Genomic DNA, 21650 nt, shown 5'->3' with positions numbered 1-21650 from the left:
CGCAGGCTGCAGATGGATCCCCGCCTGCGCGGGGATGACGGGTGGGAAGGATTAGCGCTCCGCCACCACCGGCCCCGCGCCGGGCACCCAGCGATTCATGTCGGGCGTATCGCTGACCTTCCACGGCACGCCCTTCGAGGTCAGGAACAGCTTTTCCATCTCGCTGCGGTTGAACGGGCGCGAGCCGAGACGGCCGAACACGGCGATCTGGCCGCCGGTCTCGTCCACCGCGCGGTCGCGGTCGAGGCCCTTCGACATCGCCAGCGCGGGCGAGGGCGTGCGCGCCCAAGCGATTAGCTCGGGCATCGGCGCGGGGCTAAAGCCGTAGAAGTTGGGCTGGCTTGACGGTGAGGTAAGCTGGATCACCTTCATCCCGTTGCGGCCGTCGGCGACGTAGGCGAACAGCGAGGCGTTGGTGGAGGCGACCACCACGTCCTCGGCATCGTTCAAGCGGCCGTCGAACGTTTCCTTGCGGTACACGCTGGGCGCGCGCGGGTTGGTCACGTCGAGGATCACCAGCCCGTCGCCTTTGGCGGCGACGTAGGCGTAGGTACGGGCGACGTAGAGCCGGCGAGCGTCGGCCAGCGGCACGGTCGCCTCGGGCACCAGCACCGGATGGCGCAGGTCGGTGACGTCGAGCAGTTGCACGCCTTCGCGCGTGGTGACCCACAGATAGCGGAACTGGAGCGCGCTCGCGCGAGCGTCATCTAGGGGCACAATCGATTCAACCTGGGGATGGAGCGGGTCGTGCAGCCCGACCGTCACCAGCCCCTGCGCGGCGGTGATGTAGGCAACCTCGCCCGCCAGCACGATGTGCCGCGCATCATTGAGCACCCCGTCGGGATTCCAGGTGACGGCGCGCTTCAGCTTGTTGTTGCGGAAGTTGCCATCGGCGAGCGTGGTGATGTCGACCAGGATCAGCCCTTCGACAGAGTCCGTGATCGCGGCGTAGTTGTAGATCGGTTCGAACGCCTGCTCCTGGTTCATCGCGCGCATCTCGGGGGTGTTGCGCAAGGGGTTGATCGGCTGGTTGGTGGGGAGCGCCATGCAGGTGGCGTCCTTGCTCTTCACGCGGGTGTCCTGGCCCAGCGGCGAGAACGGCGCGGTGGTGATGCGTTCGGAGAAGCCCTTGTTGGCGATCGCCGCCACGTCATAGACCCGGAAGCCGCCTTTCCCTTCCGCGACGTACATGTACTCGCCGCGGAGTTGCAGGCAGCCGACCTTGTCGCCGGTCCCCTCAACCACGTTGGCGAAGCGTTCGAGTGGGTTGGCTTCGCCCGACAGGCCGGCGCCCAAGGTCTTGCCGCGGGTCCAGTCCTTCAATTCGCGGCCTTGCCCCTCGACGAACTGGGTGTAGAAATCGGGGTAGGCGTATTTGTGCAGGTAGCTGCCGAGCACCGCCTGCGGTTCTTCCCATTCGGTGACGCGGGTCGCTTGGATGCCGCCCTCCAGCCCGGTCCAAGCATTGAGGCCGACGAAATTCACGTAGTTGGTTCCGAGCAAGAGCAACTGCGCCATGATGGCGTTGTTGTCGTCCTTGTCGCTCAGGTGGCAGTCCGAGCAGGTCTTGGTCTCGGTCGTGCGAACGGTGTGCGGAAAGTGCGGCGCGAAGGCCTGGCTGGAGAACCCGATCGCGCTCACGGGCGGTTGCTGGATGTAGATCCGCTCTCGGTTCAAGTTGGTCGACGACAGCACGAGCGCCGAGCTGGAGCGCACCGGCGCCACCTCGTTGCCCTTGGTGGTCATGTGCTTGCCGAGCTGGAACATGTCGTCGCGCGCGACCTGCGGGTTGTAGGTCGCGAAGTTGCGCGTGGTCTCGCCCTGGTCGTGGTGGTTCTCGGTCTTCCAGTTCGCCTCGATCGGCAGGTGGCAGCCGCCGCAGCTGGTGGTCCACGAGAGGTGACAGGTGAAGCACGCCATCTCGCCGTCACGGTGCGCGCGGTTCTCGGGGCTGATGCCGGCGCCGAACGCGAACTGCCCGTCTTCCGCGCCCGCCTTGCTCATCAGCTTGGCGCGCGCCGCCTTGGCGTTGAAGTGCGGGTTGCCGGGGTCGACGCTGTCCTTGACCAGGCTCACCCGCCATTCGAGCTTGGGATCGACGATCGAGCGCTGGATCAGCTGCTGGCGGCCCATGCTGTCGTAGGTCCACTCGAACCTCCGCTGGCCGTCGGGGTTGCGTAGCAACGACAGGTTGTTGCCGCGCGGCGGGGCCGCCGGGCCGCTGGTGAACAGATTGGGGTAGGCGTCGGCGGTGCCGTGGCAGTCCTTGCAGCCGATCTCGACCGCGTTCGCGACCTCGCCATAGATCAGCCCGTTCCCGTGGCTGTCCTGCGCGAAGTGGCAGTCTGCGCACTGCATGCCTTTCTCGGCGTGGATGTCCATCAGGTGCACGGTCTTGCCGGGGTTCACGCCCGGCGGGACGAACTTGCCTTCGCCTTCCTTGCGCCACTTTTCCGGATCGTCGGGGCTGACGATATTGCCATCCTTGTCGAGCAGGTTGCCCGCCCGGTCGCGCTTGAACACCCCGCGGAAGTTCCACCCGTGGCCGTGGTAGTCGGCGAACTGGGTGTCCTTGAGCGTGGGATTGAGATCGTAGACGTTGCGCAGGAAATCCTCGTCCGCCCAGTTACCACGCGGTGCCGCGCCTTCGGGATTGCGCTCGTTGACCGCGCGGATTTCGGCAGCGGTCGGATACTTCTGCTGCTTGGGCCACATCGAGGGCGCGTCGGCCTCGTAGTCCCACATGGTGTAGCCGAGGTACGAATTGAGGAACATGTTCGGCTGGTGCATGTGGCAGCTCATGCACTGCGCGGTCGGGATCGAGCGCGTGAACACGTGCTGGAGCGGGTGACCCTTCTCCCGGTCGTCCGCGGCGTGCTCGTCCTCCTCGCCGTATTCGCTGCCGTCACCCTTGAGCGCGCCGTGGCTTCCGGCAGCCGCATGCTCGGTCTTGTCGGCGATGGTCGGATCGGCGGTGATCGACTGTCCGTCGCGGCCATAAGCCGCATATGTCAGCGAGTGCCGCGGCTCGCGGTCGTTGGCGTAGACCACGTGGCAAGTCGCGCAGCCCGAATGGCGGTAATCGCCTGGCTGGTCGTTGGTGCCCATGAACCAGGTCAGCGGATCGTTGAGGCGGGTCTTGTGGACGTTGAGGATCGGGATCGCCACGCGCAGGCCGGTGCCGGGCCCGCGGTTCGATTGCTTGAGGTCCGGCCGGCCGGGCTCATCCAGCCGCTGGATCGATCCGGTAGGGTTGGGCAGGCCGGTCTCGGCAAAGGTCGGGTTGATCACCCGCCCGCCGCCCTCGAACACCCGGAACACATCGCCCGGCGGGGTCACCTGCCAGGTCGGCAGCGGGTAGAGTTCGGCGAGTGCGCCGCGCTTCTTCTGGCGCTCGGTCAGGGTGCCCGGCGGGTCGCCGGCGGAGACGATCTTCGCCGGCTCGCCATCGCGCGTGTAGGCCTCACCGAAGATGTAGTTCTTATAAGGGATGATGCCGTTGTTGTACGATGCCCCGCCGAAGAACATCGAGGCGGTGGACATGATCGACCGCTCGGCGGCCTCGATAACGGGCATGTGGCACGCCCCGCACGCTTCGCGCGCGACGCGGTAGTCGCTCGGATTGACGAAGCGGACGAACTCGGGCGCTTCGCGGTTGAGCAGCGCGTAGCTCTCCTTGGGGTTCGCCGAGGACGGATAGTGCCAGCTGCCCGGATAACGCGGCAACACGTGCGCCTTCTCACGCGCCGCAACGTAGGCCGGATCGTCGCGCTTGAGCTGCGGGTTGCCCATCACCGCCGGGTCGCCGCCGTGACAGTCCGCGCAGCCGAGGCGCACCGCGGTCGACAGGTGCATCGTCGGCGCATCGCTGGCGACGTGGCACGATGTGCAGCCATCGGATTTCGCCGCCATGTCCTCGACCGACTGGGTGACCGGCGCGGCGGGGTAGGCGACATAAGTGCGCTGGACCGGTGCCTCGCCTTCAGAGGCCTCGCTCGCCGACCACGCGGTGGCGCAGGCCAGCAGCAACGCGGCGAACAGCATGAGGAGGCGGTCGAAGCGCATCAGTAGCTCAGGATCACGTTGGCGAGCACCGAATAGTAGTTTCGGTTGCCGTTGGAGTTATCGAACAGGTCGCGAAAGCCCTTGCCCGGCAGCAGCGCCGCCGCCGACAGGCGCGCGACGATGTTCTGCGTCGCCTTGGGCCGCCAGATCGCCGCGGCGGACAGGTCCCACCCGATGTCGCGCGGGATCGAGCCTTCGTTGCGCAACGCTTCGAGCGACGAGGTATTCTCGAACCACAAATGGTTGGCGTTGGTCGACAGGCGGAAAGTCGGCGTCAGATCGAAATCGCCGCCCGCGCCGACCAGCATGGTGCCGGGGTTGTTGAAGTTCGACTGCCCTTGCTCCTTCGACGAGCGCAGCGAATTGAGGACGCCGTTGCGGCCGTTGAGGAATACCGCGCGTCCGCCGCCGGCGAAGGGGATGGATTGGCGGATCCAGTAGCTCGTGTCCGCTCCCGCGAAGACCGGGTTCTCGAACACCGCGTCGAAGCCGGTCTCGCGGTCATCATAGGGATCGTGGTCGCCGCTCGCCCACAGGCCCGACAGGCGCACGCGGATCCAGTCCTGGTCATAGCTCGCCTCCGCCGCGGCGAAGAAGCTGCGGATTTCCGCGGAGCGGCTGGTGAAGAAGCTGTAGCGATCCTGCCCGAACGCGCCGTAGGCGCTCGCGGTCAGGTTGATGCGGCCGATCCGCCCATCCGCGTTATAGCCGACATAGACGACATCGTAGTTGCGCGGGCGCAGGTCGCCCAGCAGTGAGGGGCGCGCGGGGAAGCCGTTGTCGTCGATATAGAACTCGTCGCCCTCACGGTTCATGTTGTAGGCGACGGTGACCTGGCTGGTCAGCGCGGGGATCAGGAAGTCCTGGCGATAGACGTTGGCGATGAACAGGAAATCGTCGCGCGGACGCTGCAGCACCGCGTTAAGGCCGGAATTGGTGTCCTTCTCCAGCCGCCAGAACGCCGCCAGGTTGTACTGGAAGCGATTGCCGTCGCGGTTGCCGAACAGCCGGATGCCGAGCTGCTGGTCGTTGAACAGGAAGCCGCGGAAGTCGGCCTGGAACGGCTGGATGCCGACGCGAATGGAATCGAAGTCGTAGCGGTCCGAGACGTTGCGGATGTGGTAGTCGATGAAGGCTTCCTGCACTCCCAGGAAGCGGTCGAACCGGTTGCTGGGCTTCGACGGCTCGACGAACAGCACGCGCCGCTCGGGCACGTTCACGTAGTTCATGTTGAACGCGAGGGAGACCCGGTATTCGATCTCGGGCGGCTTGAACGCCGTCGAGCCCTTGGTCAGCGCGGCACCGACGATGAAGGTCTGCGACAGGACGTAGCTCGCATCCTTGCCGAATATGTCGAGGCTGTCGGGCCGCTGGGTGGTCTGCACGCCGACGGGTATGGGGAAGGTGCGCGGCTCGATCACGGTGTCGCTCACCGCGCTGGCGGAGAAGAACCAGTCGTCGCCGGTGATGAAGGGCCACTTCTCGGGCTTGAGCGGCCGGTCACCCTTAAGCGTGTTCTGGTGGTAGGGATCGAACCAGCGTTCCTTCACCACGCCCAGGCTCTCGATCAGACGCCAGCGGTCGGGAATCGGGATCTGGTCGGTCGGAAACGCCTCGGGCGGCGGCGCGCGCACCGCGCCGTGGTTGGTCTGGCGCAGTTGGTCGGGGAGTTCGGCGTCGTAGCCCGGCCGGCGGCGGCCTTCGATCGATTCGTTGTCGACCGGCGGCGGTCCGTTATCCTCATCGCTTGCCGGTGCAGTTTGTTCTTGCGGCGGGGCCGGCTCCTCGGCGGGCGCGCCGGCCTGCATGGCGAACGCCAGTGCGGGCAACAAGGTCAGCGCTGCAGACATGCGGAACCAGACCTCCCCCTGATGCGAAAAGTGCGAAAAATCCGCCGCGAATGCAATTGCGAACTTGCGCAATTCGCTCCGGGAGAGAGAATGCGGCAAAACAAACGGGTGCATTGCTGAAGATTCGGGCCGGGGAGACCGATCGAATGCGAAGTGCAGCGACGCTGGCGTGGGGTGGCGGTGCCTTGGCACTTGCGGTGGCGGGTGCGCTCGTCCTGCCTGGCGCCGTCAACTGGGCCGCCGATCACCTCGATCCGCCGACGCGCACCGATCCTGCCTTCGATACCACGCCCGACGCCCCGGCGGATATCGCCGACGTGTATGCGTGGTATGCCGGTAACGATCTGCGCCTGGCGCTGACCTTCGCGGGGCCGAGCGTGGGCACGCAGCCGGCGGTCTACGACCGCGACGTGCTGTACAAGATCCTCATCTCGACCGCACCGCCCGACGATACGCCCGAAATCACCATCAAGGTCCGCTTCGGCCCCGGGGCCAAGCCCACCCAGTTCGGGGTGCGTTACGAGGGCATCCCGGGCGTGACCGGCACGATCGAAGGACCGGTCGAAGCGATCTTGCAGAAGGATGGCGTGAAGACATTCGCCGGCCTGCTCGACGATCCGTTCTATTTCGACCTGCTCGGCTTCCGCGAGACGCGCTCGACCGGATCGATCCGGTTCAACAACCAGCGCAGCTTCTTCACCGGCCAGAACGACACCGCGTTCGTGATCGAACTGCCCAAGAGCCGCGTGGCCGGCGGGACCGGCAAGATCGCAGTGTGGTCGACCGCGGCCCGTTTCGGAGGGCAGAAGTGATGCGCGCGAACCGCCTGCTGCTATCGCTGGCGATCCCCGCCTTGCTCGCCGGCTGCGGCGGCGGCGGGGCTCCCGCTCCCACCGCGACGCCTACGCCGACCCCGGTACAGACCGGCGGGGGCGGGCAGACGGCATTCACTTATGACGTGGAGCCGTGCTTCACCCAGGTGGTCCCTGGCACTGGCGGGCTGACCGTTCGGCAGATGCTGGTGCCCGACAGCCTCAAGCTCGACATGTCGCTGCCGGCGAACTTTCCCAACGGGCGCGATCTCGACGATGCGGTGGTCGACATCAGCCTCGCGTTCCTATTCCTCGACCTGACCAAGTCGGGCCAGAGCCTGCGCACGTTTGCCAACCTGCCGCTCAATCCGGGCGCCAACGACGTGCCCTTCCGCACGACCTTCCCCTACTTCGCGCCCGCGCAGGGACCGGCGCAGCTGGCCGACAACACCGGCACCACGTTCGATTTCCGGACCGATCCGGACTCGGCGTTCGTGCAGGTCGACCGGATGGGGATGCCGGTGGTCGCGACCGTGCTGATCGGCTCGCCGCTCAAGAACCCCTATAACGACGTCTCGCCGTCGGCCGACGTCACCGGGCAGTTCAAGGCCGACGAGACGACGCAGCTCACCAACCTGATGATCGCGATCGGTGACGATCTAACGAACATCCAGCTCGATATCTGCGCCAAGAAAGTCTGAGCTATTTGCCTTCGCAGACGTTCTGCTCGTTGGTGTCGAGGAACGGAGCGAACGGGCAGTTGACGTAGCGTAGCCGCACCCCGGCGCCGACCGGGATCACGATCTTGTCTGCCCGGATGTCGATCGGCGCATTGCCGATCCCGCCCACCCGCGCGCCGCCGTTGTGCGCGCCGAGGAAGCTGATCATGTCGTCCTGGTCGATGCCGTCGCCCGATACGCCGATCGCGCCGACCAGCGTCGAGCCGCGGTAGATCGGCACCGCGCCCGAGAAGATCTGCATCCCGTTGGCGAGCCGCCGCTGGCCGGTGGGGGCGGGCGGCACCAGCGTGCACTGCGCCGGCGTGTCGCTGAACGGCGCGCCCTGCACGAACAATGCGTGCTGGAGCAGGTTCGACTTCACCAGCGCGATCTGCAAGCCGGTTGCAAAGGGACTGAAATCCGCGATCGGGCGACTGAGCGGTCCTTCGGGCCGCGCCGCCTCGCCATCGGGGAAGTGCGGGCGGCTGATGTTGCCGATCGAGCGCGCGCCGAACGCGGTCTTGCCGGTGAATGCGTTGGCATCGTTGAAGAACACCCGCGCGCGCTGGAGGAAGTCCGCGATCTCCGCATCAGGATCGTCGAGCAGCTGCTGCGCCGCGACCGGATTGGAGAAGAACGCGACCGTGCGCGCCTTCTGCAGCGAGACGTCGGTGCCGAAGATCGGCGCATCGGGCGCGCGCACCACGCCGAGCACGTCGCCGTAGGTATCGACCAGGCTGATCGTCACTTGCGCGCGGCTGTCGAGAGGGCGGCGGATTTGTCCGCGCGCGTGGCGCATCACCGCGTAGGCTTCCTCCAGCACCGCGCGTGCTTCGGCCGCTGACAGCGGCTGTCCGACCGCCGCGGCGTCGCTGCCGGCCCGGATCGGATAGCGGTTGGTCCCGCCGCCGTTCGACAGCACGAACGCGTCGGGGAAGGCGAACTCCGCGGAGGTGGCCTGGCGATAGCCGCTCGCCTCGGTCCCGTAGGGGGTGCCGGCGATGATCCCGCCGTTGGAATAACCGGTGACCGCGACCAGCCCGCCGAGCGTGTTGTTGATCGCGGCGAAATCGGTCTTGAGCGGGGAGAGGTCGGTCACCCGCATGTCGGAGAAGCGCAGTGCGGTGCCATCGACGGTGATCTTGTCCGCAGTGATCGCGTCGGGCGGGGCGAAGCCCTGGATGCCGGCGAGCGCGATCGCTTCCTCGTCGTCGACCTGCAGGTCGGTGACGTTGGTGTCGAACGCATAGTCGGGCTCGGCGATCACGCCGATGCCGCCGACCAGCACCCCGTTTTTGTAGAGCGGAAACCCGCCAGGGTCCGCCGCGAGGCCGAGCGGCGAGCGCTTGGGGCCGATGAACGCCGAGACGCCTCCGGCCGCATTGAAGCGGGTATTGAGGTCCGAGCAGGGCAGCTGGCTGAACTGCACGCCCGACAGCGGCCCGCTTTCCAGGCCCACGGTGCCGGGCGAGGGCGGGAAGTTCGCCTGCACGATCATGCTCGCCGTACGGCTGGAGAACGCGTTGCCGCCGCTCGACAGGTAGTTGCCGGTGAGCGCCTTGGCGAGCGCGCCGATCACCGCGACCACCTCGATCCCCTGCACATCGACGTCGACGTCGTTGAGCACGCCGGTCCCGGTCAGGCGGCTGGTGAGCATCTTCACCGGCGCGCCGTTCATGTTGAACACGCCGAGCACGTTGCCCACGCGGTCGGTCACCGCGATCACCGCGGGGCGCCCCCGCGCCTGCGCCTCGCCCGCAGCCTGCGCGATGATGCGCTGGACCTCGGCCACCGTCAGCGCTTCCAGTGCGGGCGCGGTATAGACGGCGGTGGGCGTCGATGGCGGAGTCGGGCCGGGCGCCGAAGTGCCGCCGCCTGAACTTCCACCACTCGATCCGCCGCCACCCCCGCACGAGGCGAGCGTGAGCGCGATCGTCAGCGCGGCGACCCTCGGGCTGGCTCTCACCGCAGCGCCTCGATACTGCGCGCGGCCTGGCCGAGCGCGGTGCGGAAGCTGCCGGGGTTGTAGCCTTCGGGGCTCTCGACCGCGGCATAGGCGCGGTTGATCGAGGCGCGGATGCCGGCCGCCGCGCCCACGGTCACGCGGTTCTCGCGCACCATTGCGTTGAGCAGCGTGTCGGTCGCCATCACCGCCTGCGCCGAACCGGCGTAATCGGTGAAGCGCGGACTGGTCGCCTTGTCGGTGATCGCGGCGATGACCTGGAACGCCTCGTCCGCGCCGTAGCCGCGCGCATCGAGCGCACTTTCGAGCGAAGCGGCCGCTGCCTCCAGCTTCTGAGCCGCGGCAACCGCCTCGGGGCGGCCCTGGCCCATCGCCTTGTGGAACGCGGCGACCGCGCTGTCGAAACCGCTCGCCTGACCGGGCGCGAGCACGCGCGCGACGGCCGAGAGCATGATCATGTTCTCGTCGTTGTAAGGCGGGGTGGCGAACAGGATCGGCCGGCCGGGATTGGTCTCGAACGTGAGCTTGCGCTGCGGTCCGTCGGTGATCTGGCGGTGGCAGCTATGGCAGTCGAAGAAGTAGAATTCGGGGAACATCCCTTGCGTGCCGAACTGCGGCTGGCGGAACAGCGACAGCGAGCGGCGCACCGCTTCGGCCTGCCCCACCGCCCACAGGCGCACGCTGCTCGGGCTGCCCTTGCGGCTGGCATAGTCGGCGTCGGCATCGTGGTGCTGCTGGAGCGCGGAGAACAGGTCGAGCTCGAACGACAGGCGCGGGTGGCCTGCGGCCATGATCCGGTGGCTGGTGAACTGCCCGCCTTCGTCGCTGCCATAGTGGCAATCGAGGCAGACCTTGGCTCGGACCGAAGGCCGCTCGAGGGGTGTCATACCCAACGCGACGTTGGCCGCGTGACTGCCGCCGACGGTGAAGTGAGTCGGCAGCCAGCTTTGCGCCGCGCCGTGGCACGATTCGCACCCCACCCCATCGGACAGCTGGAACTGCGGCCCGCGCGCGCCACCGGTGGTCGCGTGGCAGCCGAGGCACTCGCTGGATGAAGTGGGCTCGATCCCCAGCGTGGCGCCGATCTGGCGGCCGCGCAGGGTCGTGAGCGCGGCGTAGGCGCGGCTATGCGCGCCCGAGGGTGAGCTTGGCTCCTGCCAGGTCGCGATCTCGTCCTGCCGGACCACCGCTCCGTTGCCCTCGGCACGGCCGTGGCAGGTCGAGCCGGCGCAGCTCGCCACGCCCATCAATTGCCCGCCGGCCAATGCCGCGCTGCCTGCGAAGACAGCGGCGATCAGCGCCAGCGCTGCGACGATTTTTGAAAGCGGCCCCCGCGCGCCCCCCGTCAGCTTCACTTACGATCCCTCCTCCGCCGGGCAGTTCTTATCGCCATCCGGAGTGCATTTCACCTGCCAAAGATCGTCATTCCCCACCCCGGTGATCGGTTCGTCGACCAGCGGCGGGGTGATCAGCGGCCGGGTCTCCTCGACCTGCAGCGGTTGGCCCGCGGTACCCTTGCCCGGGTCGTCGGCAGTGGCGAGCAACTGTTCGAGCTCGTCGGCCGACAATCCGCCGAAGGTGTACTCGGGAATCCCGCAGTTCACGCCCGCCGCGCAGCCGTTGATCGTCACCGGCGCGCCCTTGGCGAGGTCGGTTGCGATCACGCCGTTGATGCTCACGCCTTGCTGGGTGTCGAGCCCGACAAGCTCGCCCGTCGGGGTCACGATCACGCCGTTGATGGCGATCTGCGTGTTGGTCCCTTCGCTGTCGATGTTGAGCGCGTTCGCGCGGAAGCCGCGCCGATCGGCGTACTCGGTCGTCGCCCCGCCGTTCTGGATGAACACGCCGCTGCCCGCGATGAGATTGATCGTGCCCGCCTGCAGGTATCCGCCGTCGGGCCCCGCAGAACCGGGCTTGTCGAGCGCGCTGCTGATCGCGGCGAAATCGCTGAGCGAGGCGATCGTGTCGAGCGTGGTCTGATCGGCGACTCCGATCCTGTCCGCGGAGAGCTCGAGCGTGCCCATCAGCGTGCCGCCGGCGTTTTTCATCACGATCGAGCCGCTGCCCGCGATCACGTCGATCCGGGTGGGATCGATCGCGAAGGTGTCGGCATCGGAGACCGTGGTGAGGGCGACCGCGCCGTTCACGGTCACTACGCCGCCGGCATCGACCTTGATCGTGCCGCCGCTGCCGACGTTGCCCTGGTTGCCGAACGTCAGCGCGAGATCGCCCACGCGCGCATCGCCGCCGGCGCCTTCGCCGATTCGCGACACGAAAGTGATCTGCTGGTCGGCAAACAGCCGCGCCGCCTCGGCCTTGTCGAGGCTGAACTCACCCGAGACCCCGGTGCCGCCGATGTTCATCGGCTTGGTGGTGGTCCGGTTGCGCAGCAGGATCGACTGGGTCAGCCCGCGGGTGCCGAGCCGTCCGGTCGCGGCGATGGCGATGTCGCCGGTGTTGACCGTGACCGTCTTGGCCGCGGCGACGCCGTTGAGCGTGAACAACTGGTTCGCGCCGATGGTGAGATCCTGGCTCGCGGTCGCCTGGCCGCCGATGGTGACGTTGGCTCCGTTGAGATCGAGCGACGCGCCCGCGAGCGTGCCGGTGGTGCTCAGGGTTGTGCCTGCAGTCAGCGTCGCGGCGCCTGTCGCCGACGCATTGCCCACCGTCAGCGCTTGCGCCGCCTGCAGGTTGAGGTTGCCCGCGGTCGCCTGCGCGTTGGCTACCGTCAGGGCGCCCGGAGAACGGACGTCGATCGAACGGCCGCTGGCGGTGAGCGCCCCGGTCGAGCTGAGCGCCGTCACCGCGACCGCGCCGTTGGCGGCGGTGAGCGAGGTGGTGCCGCCGCTCGCCACAGTCCCGAGCGACACGCCGGTCTGGCCCGAGGCGGCGAAGTTGCCGCCCGCGCTCAAGGGAGCGGTCGCGGTGACCGACCCGCTGGTGCTGGTCAGGCTGAGCGCCCCCGCGGTGGCGAGCGCGGCATTGAGCTGGAGGCTGGCGAGCGAGCTCAAGGCGATGCCGTTGCCGTTGATCACTCCGCTGGTCTGCAGCGCGCCGCCGGTGCTGGTGAGCGTGACCGATCCGGTCGCGTCGACCGTGCCGAGCGCGAGGTTGCCCGCGGTCTGCACGGCGATGTTACCGGCGGTCGCGTCGAGATCGGCGAAGGTCAGCGCGCCGGTCGAACCGATGTTGATCGAGCGGCCGCTCGCGGTGACTGGCCCCGCCGAAGCGAGATTGGTCACCGCGACCGCGCCGTTGGCGCTGGTGAGCGCGGTGGTCCCGCCGCTGCTCGCCGTGCCGAGCGAAACGCCGGTGAGGCCGGACACGGCGAGGTTGCCGCCCGCGGTAACCGGGGCGGTGGCCGAGACCGCGCCGCCGGTGCTCGTCAGGCTGATTGCGCCCGCGGTGTCGAGGCCATTAACCTGCAAGTCGGCGAGCGAGCCGAGCGTGATCCCGTTGCCATGGATCGCTCCGCTGCCGGCGAGAGCGCCGCCGGTACTGACCAGCGAAACCGATCCGGTCGCGTCGACCGTGGCGAAGGCGAGGTTGCCCGCGGTCTGCACCGCGATGTTGCCGGCGGTCGCGTCGAGATCGGCGAAGGTCAGCGCGCCGGTCGAGCCGATCGTGACCGAGCGGCCGCTCGCGGTGACCGCGCCGGCCGAGTTCAGGTTCGTCACGCCCACCGCGCCATTGACGCTGGCAAGCGAAGTCGTGCCGCCGCTGGTGGCGGTTCCGAGTGCGATCCCGCTGTTGCCCGAGATCGCGAGGTTGCCGCCCGAGACGACCGGCCCGCTGCCGGAGACCGCTCCGCCAGTGCTGGTCAGCGCGACCGATCCGGTCGCATTGACGGTGGCAACGGTGAGGTTGCCGGCAGTCTGGACCGCCACGTTGCCCGCGGTCGCGTCGAGGTCCGCGAAGGTCAGCGCGCCGGTCGAACCGATCGCTACCGAGCGCCCGCTGGCGGTCACCGCTCCGGACGAATTGAGGTTGGTCACGCCGACCGCGCCGTTCGCGCTCGCGAGCGAGGTGGTGCCGCCGCTGGTCGCGGTGCCGAGCGAGACGCCGGTGTTGCCGGCCACCGCCAGGTTGCCGCCCGCGACGATCGGACCGGCGCCCGAGGCCGTTCCCCCGGGGCTGGTGAGGGTAACCGATCCGGTTGCGTCCACGGTTGCGACCGCAAGGTTGCCGGCGGTTTGCACCGCGATGTTGCCCGCAGTCGCATCGAGGTCGGCGAAGCTCAGCGCGCCGGCCGAGCCGATGCCGATCGAACGCGCGCGCGCGGTGACAGCGCCGGCGGAGCTCAGGTTGGTGACAGAGATCGCGCCGTTGGCGGCGGTGAGGCTGGTGGTGCCGCCGCTGCTCGCGGTGCCCAGGGTTATGCCGCTGTTGCCCGATACCGCGAGGTTGCCCCCGGCGGTGATCGGGCTGGTGGCGGACACCGCTCCGCTGGTGCTGGTCAGGCTGATCTGGCCCGGCGCGCTCAGGCTGTTGCCGAGCGCGAGGCTGGCGAGCGAGGACAGCGCAATGTCATGGGCGTTGATCGCGCCATTGACGCCCAGCGCACCGCCCGTGCTGGTCAGGCTCGCAAGGCCGGTGGCGTCGACCGTGTTGACGGTCAGGTTGCCCACGGTCTGGACCACCGCATCGCCCGCGGTCGCCTCGAGATCGGCAAACGTCAGCGCGCCGGATGAGCCGATGCTGACGCCTCGGGCGCTCGCGGTGACCGGACCGGCCGAATTGAGGTCGGTCACCGTGAGGTTGCCGTTGGGCGCGGTGAGCGACGTCGCTCCGCCGCTGGTCAGAGCCGCCAGCGAGACGCCCGTGGCTCCGGTTACGCTGGCGTTGCCGCCCGCGGTGATGGGCCCGGTCCCGGTCACGCTGCCGCCGCTCGAAAGCGAGAGCGATCCGCTCGCCCCGCCTTGCGCGAGGGCCAGGTTGCCGGCGGTGGTGATCGCGAGATTGCCGGCCGTCGCCTGCGCATCGGTAAAGCTGAGCGCGCCCGGCGAGGTGATCGAAACCGACTGGGCCGAGGCTGTCACCGCGCCGGGCGAGGTGAGACTGCTGATCGTCAGCGCACCAGCGTCGGCGCGCAGGTCGGTGGTCCCGCCCGAGACGACTCCGGCAAGGTTCATGCCGAGGTCGGCCGACAGGCTGACATTGCCGACCGCGCTCACCGTGCCGGGGGCGGTGAAGGTCCCGCCCGCATCGACGCTGAGCGCGCCGCCCGAAGCCAGGGTGGTGTCGGACACCACGTTCCCCGCGGCGGTGTAGGAAATGCCGACGCCGTTAACGGCACCGGTGTTGTGGATCGATCCCCCATTGCTGGTCAGCGTGACCGAGCCGGTCGCGTCGACCGCCGCGAGGAGCAGGTCGCCCGCAGTCTCGATCTCGAGGTTGCCGTCGAGTGCATCGGCATCGGCGAACGTAAGGCCGCCGAGCGAGCGCAGCAGGACAGAACCGCCGCTGACCGTGACCGGACCGACCGAGCGCAGGTCGTGCGAAACCACGACCGGGCCGAACGAGGTGAGCGAAGTGGTGCCGCCCGCCGCGAGATCGGTCATGTCGATCCCGAGGTCGCCGCGCACCAGCGCGTTACCGCCGGTGGAGATGAGGCCGGTGCTGCTGAAGCGGCCGCCGACCGATACGAACAGGTTGCCGGTGGCATTGAGCGCACCCGCGCCGCTGATGGTTAACTGCGCATCGCGCGGGGTGATCATGCTGACCTGGCCGCCGACGGTCACCGGCGCTCCGGAGATCGCGCCGACAATCCCGAAGCCCGCAGGACCGGTGTCGCCCGCCGCATAGAGCGAGAGGTCGTTGGTGATCGTCAGTCCGGACCCGAGATTGCCGACTTGTGCCGCGAAGTTCGCCGCGCCGCCGACCGACACAGCTCCAGCGCCGGCATAGCTCGCGCCCGAGATATTGAGGCTTTCGATCACGCGCGGTGCGATCGCGGTTGTCAGCGTATCCACCAGGCTGAACGACGCCGTGCCGCCCGTCGCATCGCCGCCCACGGTTCCCGTGCCCGGCACCCCGTTGGCATCGATGACGACCGCGCCGAACTGGAACGGAATGTCGGCCAGGTTCATTGCGGCGGTGCCGCCGGTCGCGCTGCCGCCGGTGCCGGGTTCTTCGCTGTACGAGAACGCCCCGTCGCCGCCGCGCCCTTCGGCCGCGATCCGGATTTCGCCGCCGATGTTGAGGCTCGCCGAGCCCCCTGACGGCGTGGTGAAAGTGGCGGTGCCGCCGAACCCGTCGGCGCCGTCGCCGCCCGGTGCGGAGTTGGGATTGAAGCCGCCTTCTCCGCCAAAGCCCGAGGCTTCGACCCGCAGGTCTCCGCCGTTGTTGAGCGTGCCGCCCGAGGCGATGAAGCGGGCGGTGCCGCCGGTGCCGGTGCCGGCCAGCGACGCGGTCGCGCCCTCGGTATCGCCGACACCGCCGGCGCCGATGCCTTGCGCCACGACCGTGAGCGCGGTGGTGTCGACCGAGCCTCCGGTCATGCGGAAAGTCGCGGTCCCGCCTGTGCCGCTGCCCGAAGCGTAGGCGTCGCCCTCGAGGTTCTCGGCCGCGACTCCGCCGAAGCCGGTCGCGTCGATGATAATGTCGCCGGTGGTCAGCGCGCCCTGCGCCACCGCCAGGGTCGCGTTGCCGCCCTGGCCGATGCCGCCGGCACCCTGCACGGCGGGGAATTCGCCGAAGCTGCCATTGGGGAGGCCCTGCGCTGTGATGGTGAGCGAGGGTGCGTTGATCGCGCCTCCGCCGCTGCCGCCGGTGCGCATCTCCACGCTGGCGGTGCCGCCGGTCGCATTGAAGCCGTTCGCTGGCCCCTCGTAACCGAAACCATACGCGAAATCGCCCGCGTCCGCGTCGGCGTTGACGGTAATGCCGCTCACCGAATTGATCGTGCCGCCCGCGGTGTAGAGCGTCGCGGTGCCGCCGGTCGCATCCGCGGCAAATGGTCCTTCGGCGCCAAGGCCCTTCGCCTCGATCGTCAAGCCGCTGAAGGCGCTGATCGCGGCGTCGGTCAGCGCGCCATCGAAGCCGCCGTCGATGATGTCGATCAGCCCGCCGTCGGAGGCGCCGACGGTCGCCGAGCCGCCTTTCGCGGTCCCTGCCCCTGAGAGCCCGGCACCGGTCTGGCCATTCGCGACGACTTCGAGGAACGGGGTCCGGATCGTGCCGCTGTCGGCCACCGCCGAGGCGGAGCCGCCAGCTGCGTTGGGGGTGGTATTGAAGCTGTCGGAGCTGCGTTCCTCGAACGCCAGCGAGCCGCTCGCGTTGATCCCGATGCTGTCGGCGGTAAGCGTGGCCAGCTGATCGACCAGCAGCCTGGCGTTGCCGCCGATCGCCTCGTTGACATCCCCGTCGGCGCCCGCCGACGCGCGCGCATCGAGCCCGATGTAGGAGACCTGCATGTCGGCGCCGCCGCCGATGTGCAGGTTGAGGCCGTCGACCGAACCATAGCCCGAACCGGTGAACCCCCCGCCTTCGCCGTATCCGTATCCGCCGCGGCCCGCGCCGTTCAGATAGATGTCGTACCAGTCGTGCGTGCCGCCGAGGATATCGACTTGCGCGCTGCCCCCCGTGCCGTCGCCGCCGTTGCCCCCGTAGGACGTGCCTCCCTGGCCCTCGCCGTAGAATTCGAGGCCGAAGTTGGTGAAACTGGCGGTGTCGTCGGATTGGAACGTCAGACGCCCGCCGGTGCCGTCGCCGCCATTGCCGGAGACGTACGCGTATCCGCCGTAGCCGCTAGCGGAGGCGAACAGCGCATTCTCCAGCGCGCCGCCTTCCAGCACCCGCACGTTGATCGTGCCGCCGGTGCCCGACCCGCCGCCGTTGTCCGCGTCGCCCCCGTCGCCGCTGACGTCGGCGTAGAGGCCGGTGAGGATGGTCCCGCCGATCGCGTCGATCGCGATCGTGCCGCCCTGTCCGGTGACGCCGACGCCTTCGCTGGTCTCGGCCGAGCCGTACGACGTGCCCGCGTAGAGGTCGATTTCACCCGAAGCGGCCGAAATCGTCCCGCCGCTCTGCGCCGAGAGGGTGATGTCGCCGCCGGTGACGAGGTTGGCCGACAGGCCGCTCGTGCCGTAGCCTTCGGCGTCGACCTCGAAATAGCCGCCGCTGAAGCACTCGCTGCATTCGCTGCCCGACAGCAGGGTCGCGATCGATCCTTCGTTGGCGGCGGTCACCACCGCGGTTCCGCCATGCGCGAAGCCCGCGCTGGTCGTCGCGCCGACGTTGTTGGCCGACACGTCGATCTCGAGGTTGCTCGTGGTGAAGCGCCCGCCGTCGGCGGTCAGCTTGATGGTCCCGCCGGTCAGGTCCGGCGAGCTGTCGATCAGCGTGTCGTAATAGTAGTACGAAACGTCCGCCCTGGCGTTGAGGTCGGTGTCGTAGAAGACATCGAGCGAGGCGCCGTCCCTGACGGTTAGATCGATCGTGCCGCCCTTGCCGAACGCGCCGGCGGGGCTGTTGATGCTCGCTTCGGCTCCGGCATCGAGATAGAGCGTGTTGAGGGTGACCGCCGCGCCGCCACCGAAGGTCATGGTGATGTCGCCGCCGATCGGATCTTCCGCGCCGCCGTCGCCGTCGATCGCGCGGGCGTAGCCGTAAATGTAGCCGAAATTCTGGTTTTGCCGGTCGATGGTGAAGTCGATCGTGCCGCCGAAGGCGTCACCGCCCAAGCCCGAGGCACGCTCGAGCGAGTTGCCGCCGATGGCGGTTACGTCGAGCGAGAATTCGTTGATGCTGAGCAGGCCGCCGGTGGGATCATCGTCGAATGACCCGCTGCTGTCGGCGATGGTGACCGCGCCGCCACGGCCCACGCCGCCGTGGCCGCCGATCGCGTCGGTCTCGGTGTATTCATAGCTGCCACCGCCGTGCCCTTCGGCCTGGGCCGAGAGATAGTTCGTGTAGATCGCGCCGCCGAGGCCGGCGTGGACGTCGATCGTCCCGCCATAGCCGTCGCCGCCCTGTTTGGTGCCGAACCCGCCCTCACCACGCGCGTAGAGATAGGCGTAGTCGGCATCGATCGTGCCGCCGTCGGCCGCCAGCGTGATCGAACCGGCGTGGCTGTCGAGGCCGGTCGTCCCGTCCTCGCTGGTGCCGCCGTACGAGCCGGCATCGGCGCTGAGGCCGCCGCTGATGCGAATATAGCCGGCCGAGGTGAATTGCTGCGGCGGGTCGATCGCTTCCGGGTCCGGCGGGATGAGCTCGGCCGGCCCCGCGGTGATCGAGATCGCGCCGCCGTCGCCGGCTTCGCTACGTGAATAGAGGTTCAGACCGCGATCGGCGTTGATCTGACTGCCGCCCACTGCGGTGAGCTCGATCGACTTGTCGGCCGACAGTGAGGCGTAGGATTCGAAGCGCGCTTCGTTGTAGCCCTCGGTCGAGTTGCTGGTCGGCGGTGCGACCTTGATGCTGCCGGTCGCGTGCGCATCGACACCGCTGGTAAAGCGCGTCGCGCCGATATCGATGTTTCCGTCCGGCGAACCCAGGTCGCCCGCGGTGAGCACGATCGCACCACCATCGTAATAGGAGGAGCCGGCAGGAATATACCCGATCGAGCCCGACAGCAGCATCGTCAGCGCGGTGTTCTTGGGCACCGCGACGAATTGCATCCTGCTGTCCGGCGAGGACCTGAACCCGGTGGTGGTGCCCGTGTGGACGATGCCGTTCGCGTCCTCGGCCCCTTCGCCGACGACGATGTCAAAGTTGCCGGCGTTGATCTTGAGGTCGACCTGGTTGCCCGCGACGTAGGCGATCGAACCGTCGGCGCTGACGTAGCCGCCCTGCTCGATGCGCGGCGAAACCAGCGCGATGTAGGAATTGAAGCTGGTGCCCGTGATCTGCGCGCCGGGGTTGATCACGATCGACGAACCGGGCGTGGTGCCGCGGAACAGCACGTTGCCGTTGACGTCGGTCAGGTCGTCGCCGCCGGTGTTCGCGCTGCCGAACACGATGTCGTTGGTGGTCATCACCAGGCCGCCGACCTGGATCGTCGCGCGAGGGCCGACGACGAAGCCATTGGGGGTGTAGAACCACACGTTCCCGCCGACGTTCTGGCCGCCGTCGCCATTGCTCGCCGAGCTGGTGATATGGCCGTTGATGCCGATCTTCGCGCTGCCGCCTGGCAGGATACGATTGAGGACCGTGTACTCGGACAAGTTCGATGAGATAAATGAGGCGCTGTAGTCCTCGGGCAGGAAATCGATCGTGCCGCTGGTCGAGGTATCGGTCGGGGTCCAGTTGACCACCGCCTGCGCGCTGCCGACGTCGATCGTGGTGTTCTGACTGCCAGTGGTGATGGTGACGGAACCGGCGCCGACCGAGCCCGCCCCTTGGAAGCCGCGAGTCGCATCCTGTGCGGCGGCCGCCTGCGGGTGCGCGGAGAGCACGAGGCCGAGCGCGCAGCCCGAGAGCAGCGCGGCGTTGCGGCGGCGGGCGCGCGAGCGATTGGAGGCGGTGCGATCCATCAGCGGTCTCCCCAGGGCAGCAGGCGCGCGGCAATCGTGAACAGGATGCGCGGATCGCTCCGCTCAAGCTGGTAGCCGGCGCGCTTCAGCGGTGCTGCGAAAGTCAGTCCGAAATCGAAGCGGTCGCCCCAGCGGCCGCGGACACCCGCGCCCGCGGTCAGCACATCGCGCGGGTCAGGATTGAGTTTGTCGTCGTCGATCCAGGCACGCGCGAGGTCGACGAACACGAACGGTTCGAAGGCGAACCCGCCGCGCGCGCCCGGGTAGCGGGTGCCATAGCGCAGCTCGAACGACGATCCGATCGCATCGTCACCCACGACAATGCCGGGGTCGAGCCCGCGGCCGATGGTGTAGTTGCCGAAGCTGGCCTGTTCGTACGCCAGCACCGGATTGCTGGCGACTTGCACCAGCGGAGAAACCGCGAAGGTGACCCGCTTGGCGGGGCGGTATTCGAGTGTGCCTTCCATCCGCGCGACGAGCGCGCGGGGATCGGCGAGCACGTTGCTGATCGGCACGTTGGGCGGCAGGCACGCCGCAAGCGGTGAGCAGTCGTGACTGGCGCCGAACAGGCCGATGCCCTTGCGCACCTCGAACGACAGCGCGCTGCGCATGCGCGGCTCGGCCGGAGAAAACCCCCCGGTACCGGACGCGCTTTCCGGGTCGATTGCCGCATGGTCTAGCCGCAGGAACGCGACCGACAGGTCATCCTTGCTGAGCCGCGTGCCCGCGAACGACAGCTTCTGGTCGACCACCTCGAGCCCGCCCGTCAGCGCGAGCGAGCTGGTCTGGCGGCGTTGCAGCACCGCGCGCAGGTGCCCTTCGGCGGCAAAGGTCTTGGTCAGGAAACCGCCGCCGGCAAGGCTCGGCTCGCTGCGGCCGAACAGCACGCTGCCGCCGAGCCGCAGGCCGTTGGCGCCGAGCGCGAACTCCTCGCCCAGGCGGATGATGCGCTGCTCGTCCCAGTCGACGGTGTTGTAGATGCTCGCGGTGGTGCGGTCGCCGATGCCGAGCACGCCGTTGAGGGCGATCTCCGCGAATAGACCCTCGCGCCCGGTGGCCTTCGCGCCCAGGTTCTGCGCGCCGATGGTCAGCTCGATCGGAGTGTAGTCGACCGCGATGTCGCCCACCACTTCGCCTGGCGCGCGGCCGGCGGAGCGCAGCGTCAGCCGTGCGTCGTAGCCGGGCAGATCGCGCAGTAGCAGCAGGTTGCGGGTCGCGTCGTTGGTGTTGAAATAGGGTTCCTTGGTCAGCGGCTCGAGGTGCTCGGCGATCAGCCCTTCAGCGCCGCCGGCCTGGCCGCGTACTTGCAGCTCGGTCAGACGGGCCGCGAGGATGTCCATGCGGGCGACGCCGCCCTTCTCGATCCGCTGCGGCGGGATCTGCACCGCGGCCAGGAAGCCGCGCGCGCGCAGCATCGTCGCGGCCCGGTCACGCACTTCGCACAAGGTGGCGATCGGCAGATCGCGATTGGCAAACTCGGTCCACGCCGGCGCCAGGTCAGCCGCGGAGATACCCGGCAGACCGGTGAACTCGATCGAGGAAAAGGTCACCCGCGCATCGGCGAACGCCGGCTCGGCGAGCGGACAGGGGCCGCGCTCGATATTGTCCTGCACCGACAAGCGAGTCGCCGGCGGCGGAGCCTTTTCGCGCCCGACATTGAGATCGTCACGCGAAGGACCAGTCGCGACTTGCGCCTGCGCCGGGCTCAGCGGAACCAGCGCGAGGGCACTGCTCACCGCAAGCGCCGCGCGCCCCCAACGCATCGC

8 protein-coding genes are annotated in these 21650 nt (G+C 68.5%); 2 read left to right on the top strand and 6 right to left on the bottom strand.

Features of this window, described 5'->3' with window-relative positions:
- Positions 1 to 51: 51 nt before the first annotated feature.
- Positions 52 to 4065, bottom strand: coding sequence for a hypothetical protein (locus tag ELY12_RS12745; protein ID WP_206435826.1), 4014 nt, complete (start codon positions 4063 to 4065; stop codon positions 52 to 54).
- Positions 4065 to 5915: a hypothetical protein gene (locus ELY12_RS12740; RefSeq protein WP_126177075.1), complete on the bottom strand. Its 1851-nt coding sequence runs from the start codon at positions 5913 to 5915 to the stop codon at positions 4065 to 4067. The genes ELY12_RS12745 and ELY12_RS12740 overlap by 1 nt, the downstream gene beginning before the upstream one ends.
- Positions 5916 to 6061: 146 nt before the next feature.
- Between ELY12_RS12740 and ELY12_RS12735 the strand changes: the two genes are divergently transcribed.
- Both ELY12_RS12735 and ELY12_RS12730 read left to right on the top strand, forming a co-directional pair.
- On the top strand, positions 6062 to 6727 hold the full coding sequence (locus tag ELY12_RS12735) for a DUF4331 family protein (RefSeq protein WP_164549506.1): 666 nt from the start codon (positions 6062 to 6064) through the stop codon (positions 6725 to 6727).
- The gene (locus ELY12_RS12730; RefSeq protein WP_126177073.1) at positions 6727 to 7428 is read left to right on the top strand and encodes a DUF4331 family protein; all 702 of its coding nucleotides are present in this window, start codon (positions 6727 to 6729) and stop codon (positions 7426 to 7428) included. Before ELY12_RS12735 ends, ELY12_RS12730 begins: the two co-directional genes overlap by 1 nt.
- A 1-nt stretch (position 7429) precedes the next feature.
- Here ELY12_RS12730 and ELY12_RS12725 read toward each other — a convergent pair whose 3' ends face one another.
- The 4 genes from ELY12_RS12725 to ELY12_RS12710 are packed head-to-tail and all read right to left on the bottom strand — an operon-like array spanning position 7430 to position 21620.
- Positions 7430 to 9412, bottom strand: coding sequence for a heme-binding protein (locus ELY12_RS12725; protein ID WP_126177072.1), 1983 nt, complete (start codon positions 9410 to 9412; stop codon positions 7430 to 7432).
- A complete protein-coding gene (locus tag ELY12_RS12720; protein WP_241229858.1) occupies positions 9409 to 10764 on the bottom strand; it encodes a cytochrome c family protein in 1356 nt (451 codons plus the stop codon). The genes ELY12_RS12725 and ELY12_RS12720 overlap by 4 nt, the downstream gene beginning before the upstream one ends.
- On the bottom strand, positions 10765 to 19884 hold the full coding sequence (locus ELY12_RS12715) for a beta strand repeat-containing protein (protein WP_126177071.1): 9120 nt from the start codon (positions 19882 to 19884) through the stop codon (positions 10765 to 10767).
- A complete protein-coding gene (locus tag ELY12_RS12710; RefSeq protein ID WP_164549505.1) occupies positions 19884 to 21620 on the bottom strand; it encodes a ShlB/FhaC/HecB family hemolysin secretion/activation protein in 1737 nt (578 codons plus the stop codon). Before ELY12_RS12710 ends, ELY12_RS12715 begins: the two co-directional genes overlap by 1 nt.
- Between the last annotated feature and the right edge of the window lie 30 nt (positions 21621 to 21650).

The organism is Tsuneonella rigui (assembly GCF_003958625.1).
GTDB lineage: Bacteria > Pseudomonadota > Alphaproteobacteria > Sphingomonadales > Sphingomonadaceae > Tsuneonella > Tsuneonella rigui.
This window is presented reverse-complemented; position numbering and strand designations above follow the sequence as displayed.

What these genes read in the sequence shown, in the direction of transcription:
- ELY12_RS12745 (WP_206435826.1), bottom strand. Translation starts at nt 4,065, where the DNA reads ATGCGCTTCGACCGCCTCCTCATGCTGTTCGCCGCGTTGCTGCTGGCC.
- ELY12_RS12740 (WP_126177075.1), bottom strand. Translation starts at nt 5,915, where the DNA reads ATGTCTGCAGCGCTGACCTTGTTGCCCGCACTGGCGTTCGCCATGCAG.
- ELY12_RS12735 (WP_164549506.1), top strand. Translation starts at nt 6,062, where the DNA reads ATGCGAAGTGCAGCGACGCTGGCGTGGGGTGGCGGTGCCTTGGCACTT.
- ELY12_RS12730 (WP_126177073.1), top strand. Translation starts at nt 6,727, where the DNA reads ATGCGCGCGAACCGCCTGCTGCTATCGCTGGCGATCCCCGCCTTGCTC.
- ELY12_RS12715 (WP_126177071.1), bottom strand. Translation starts at nt 19,884, where the DNA reads ATGGATCGCACCGCCTCCAATCGCTCGCGCGCCCGCCGCCGCAACGCC.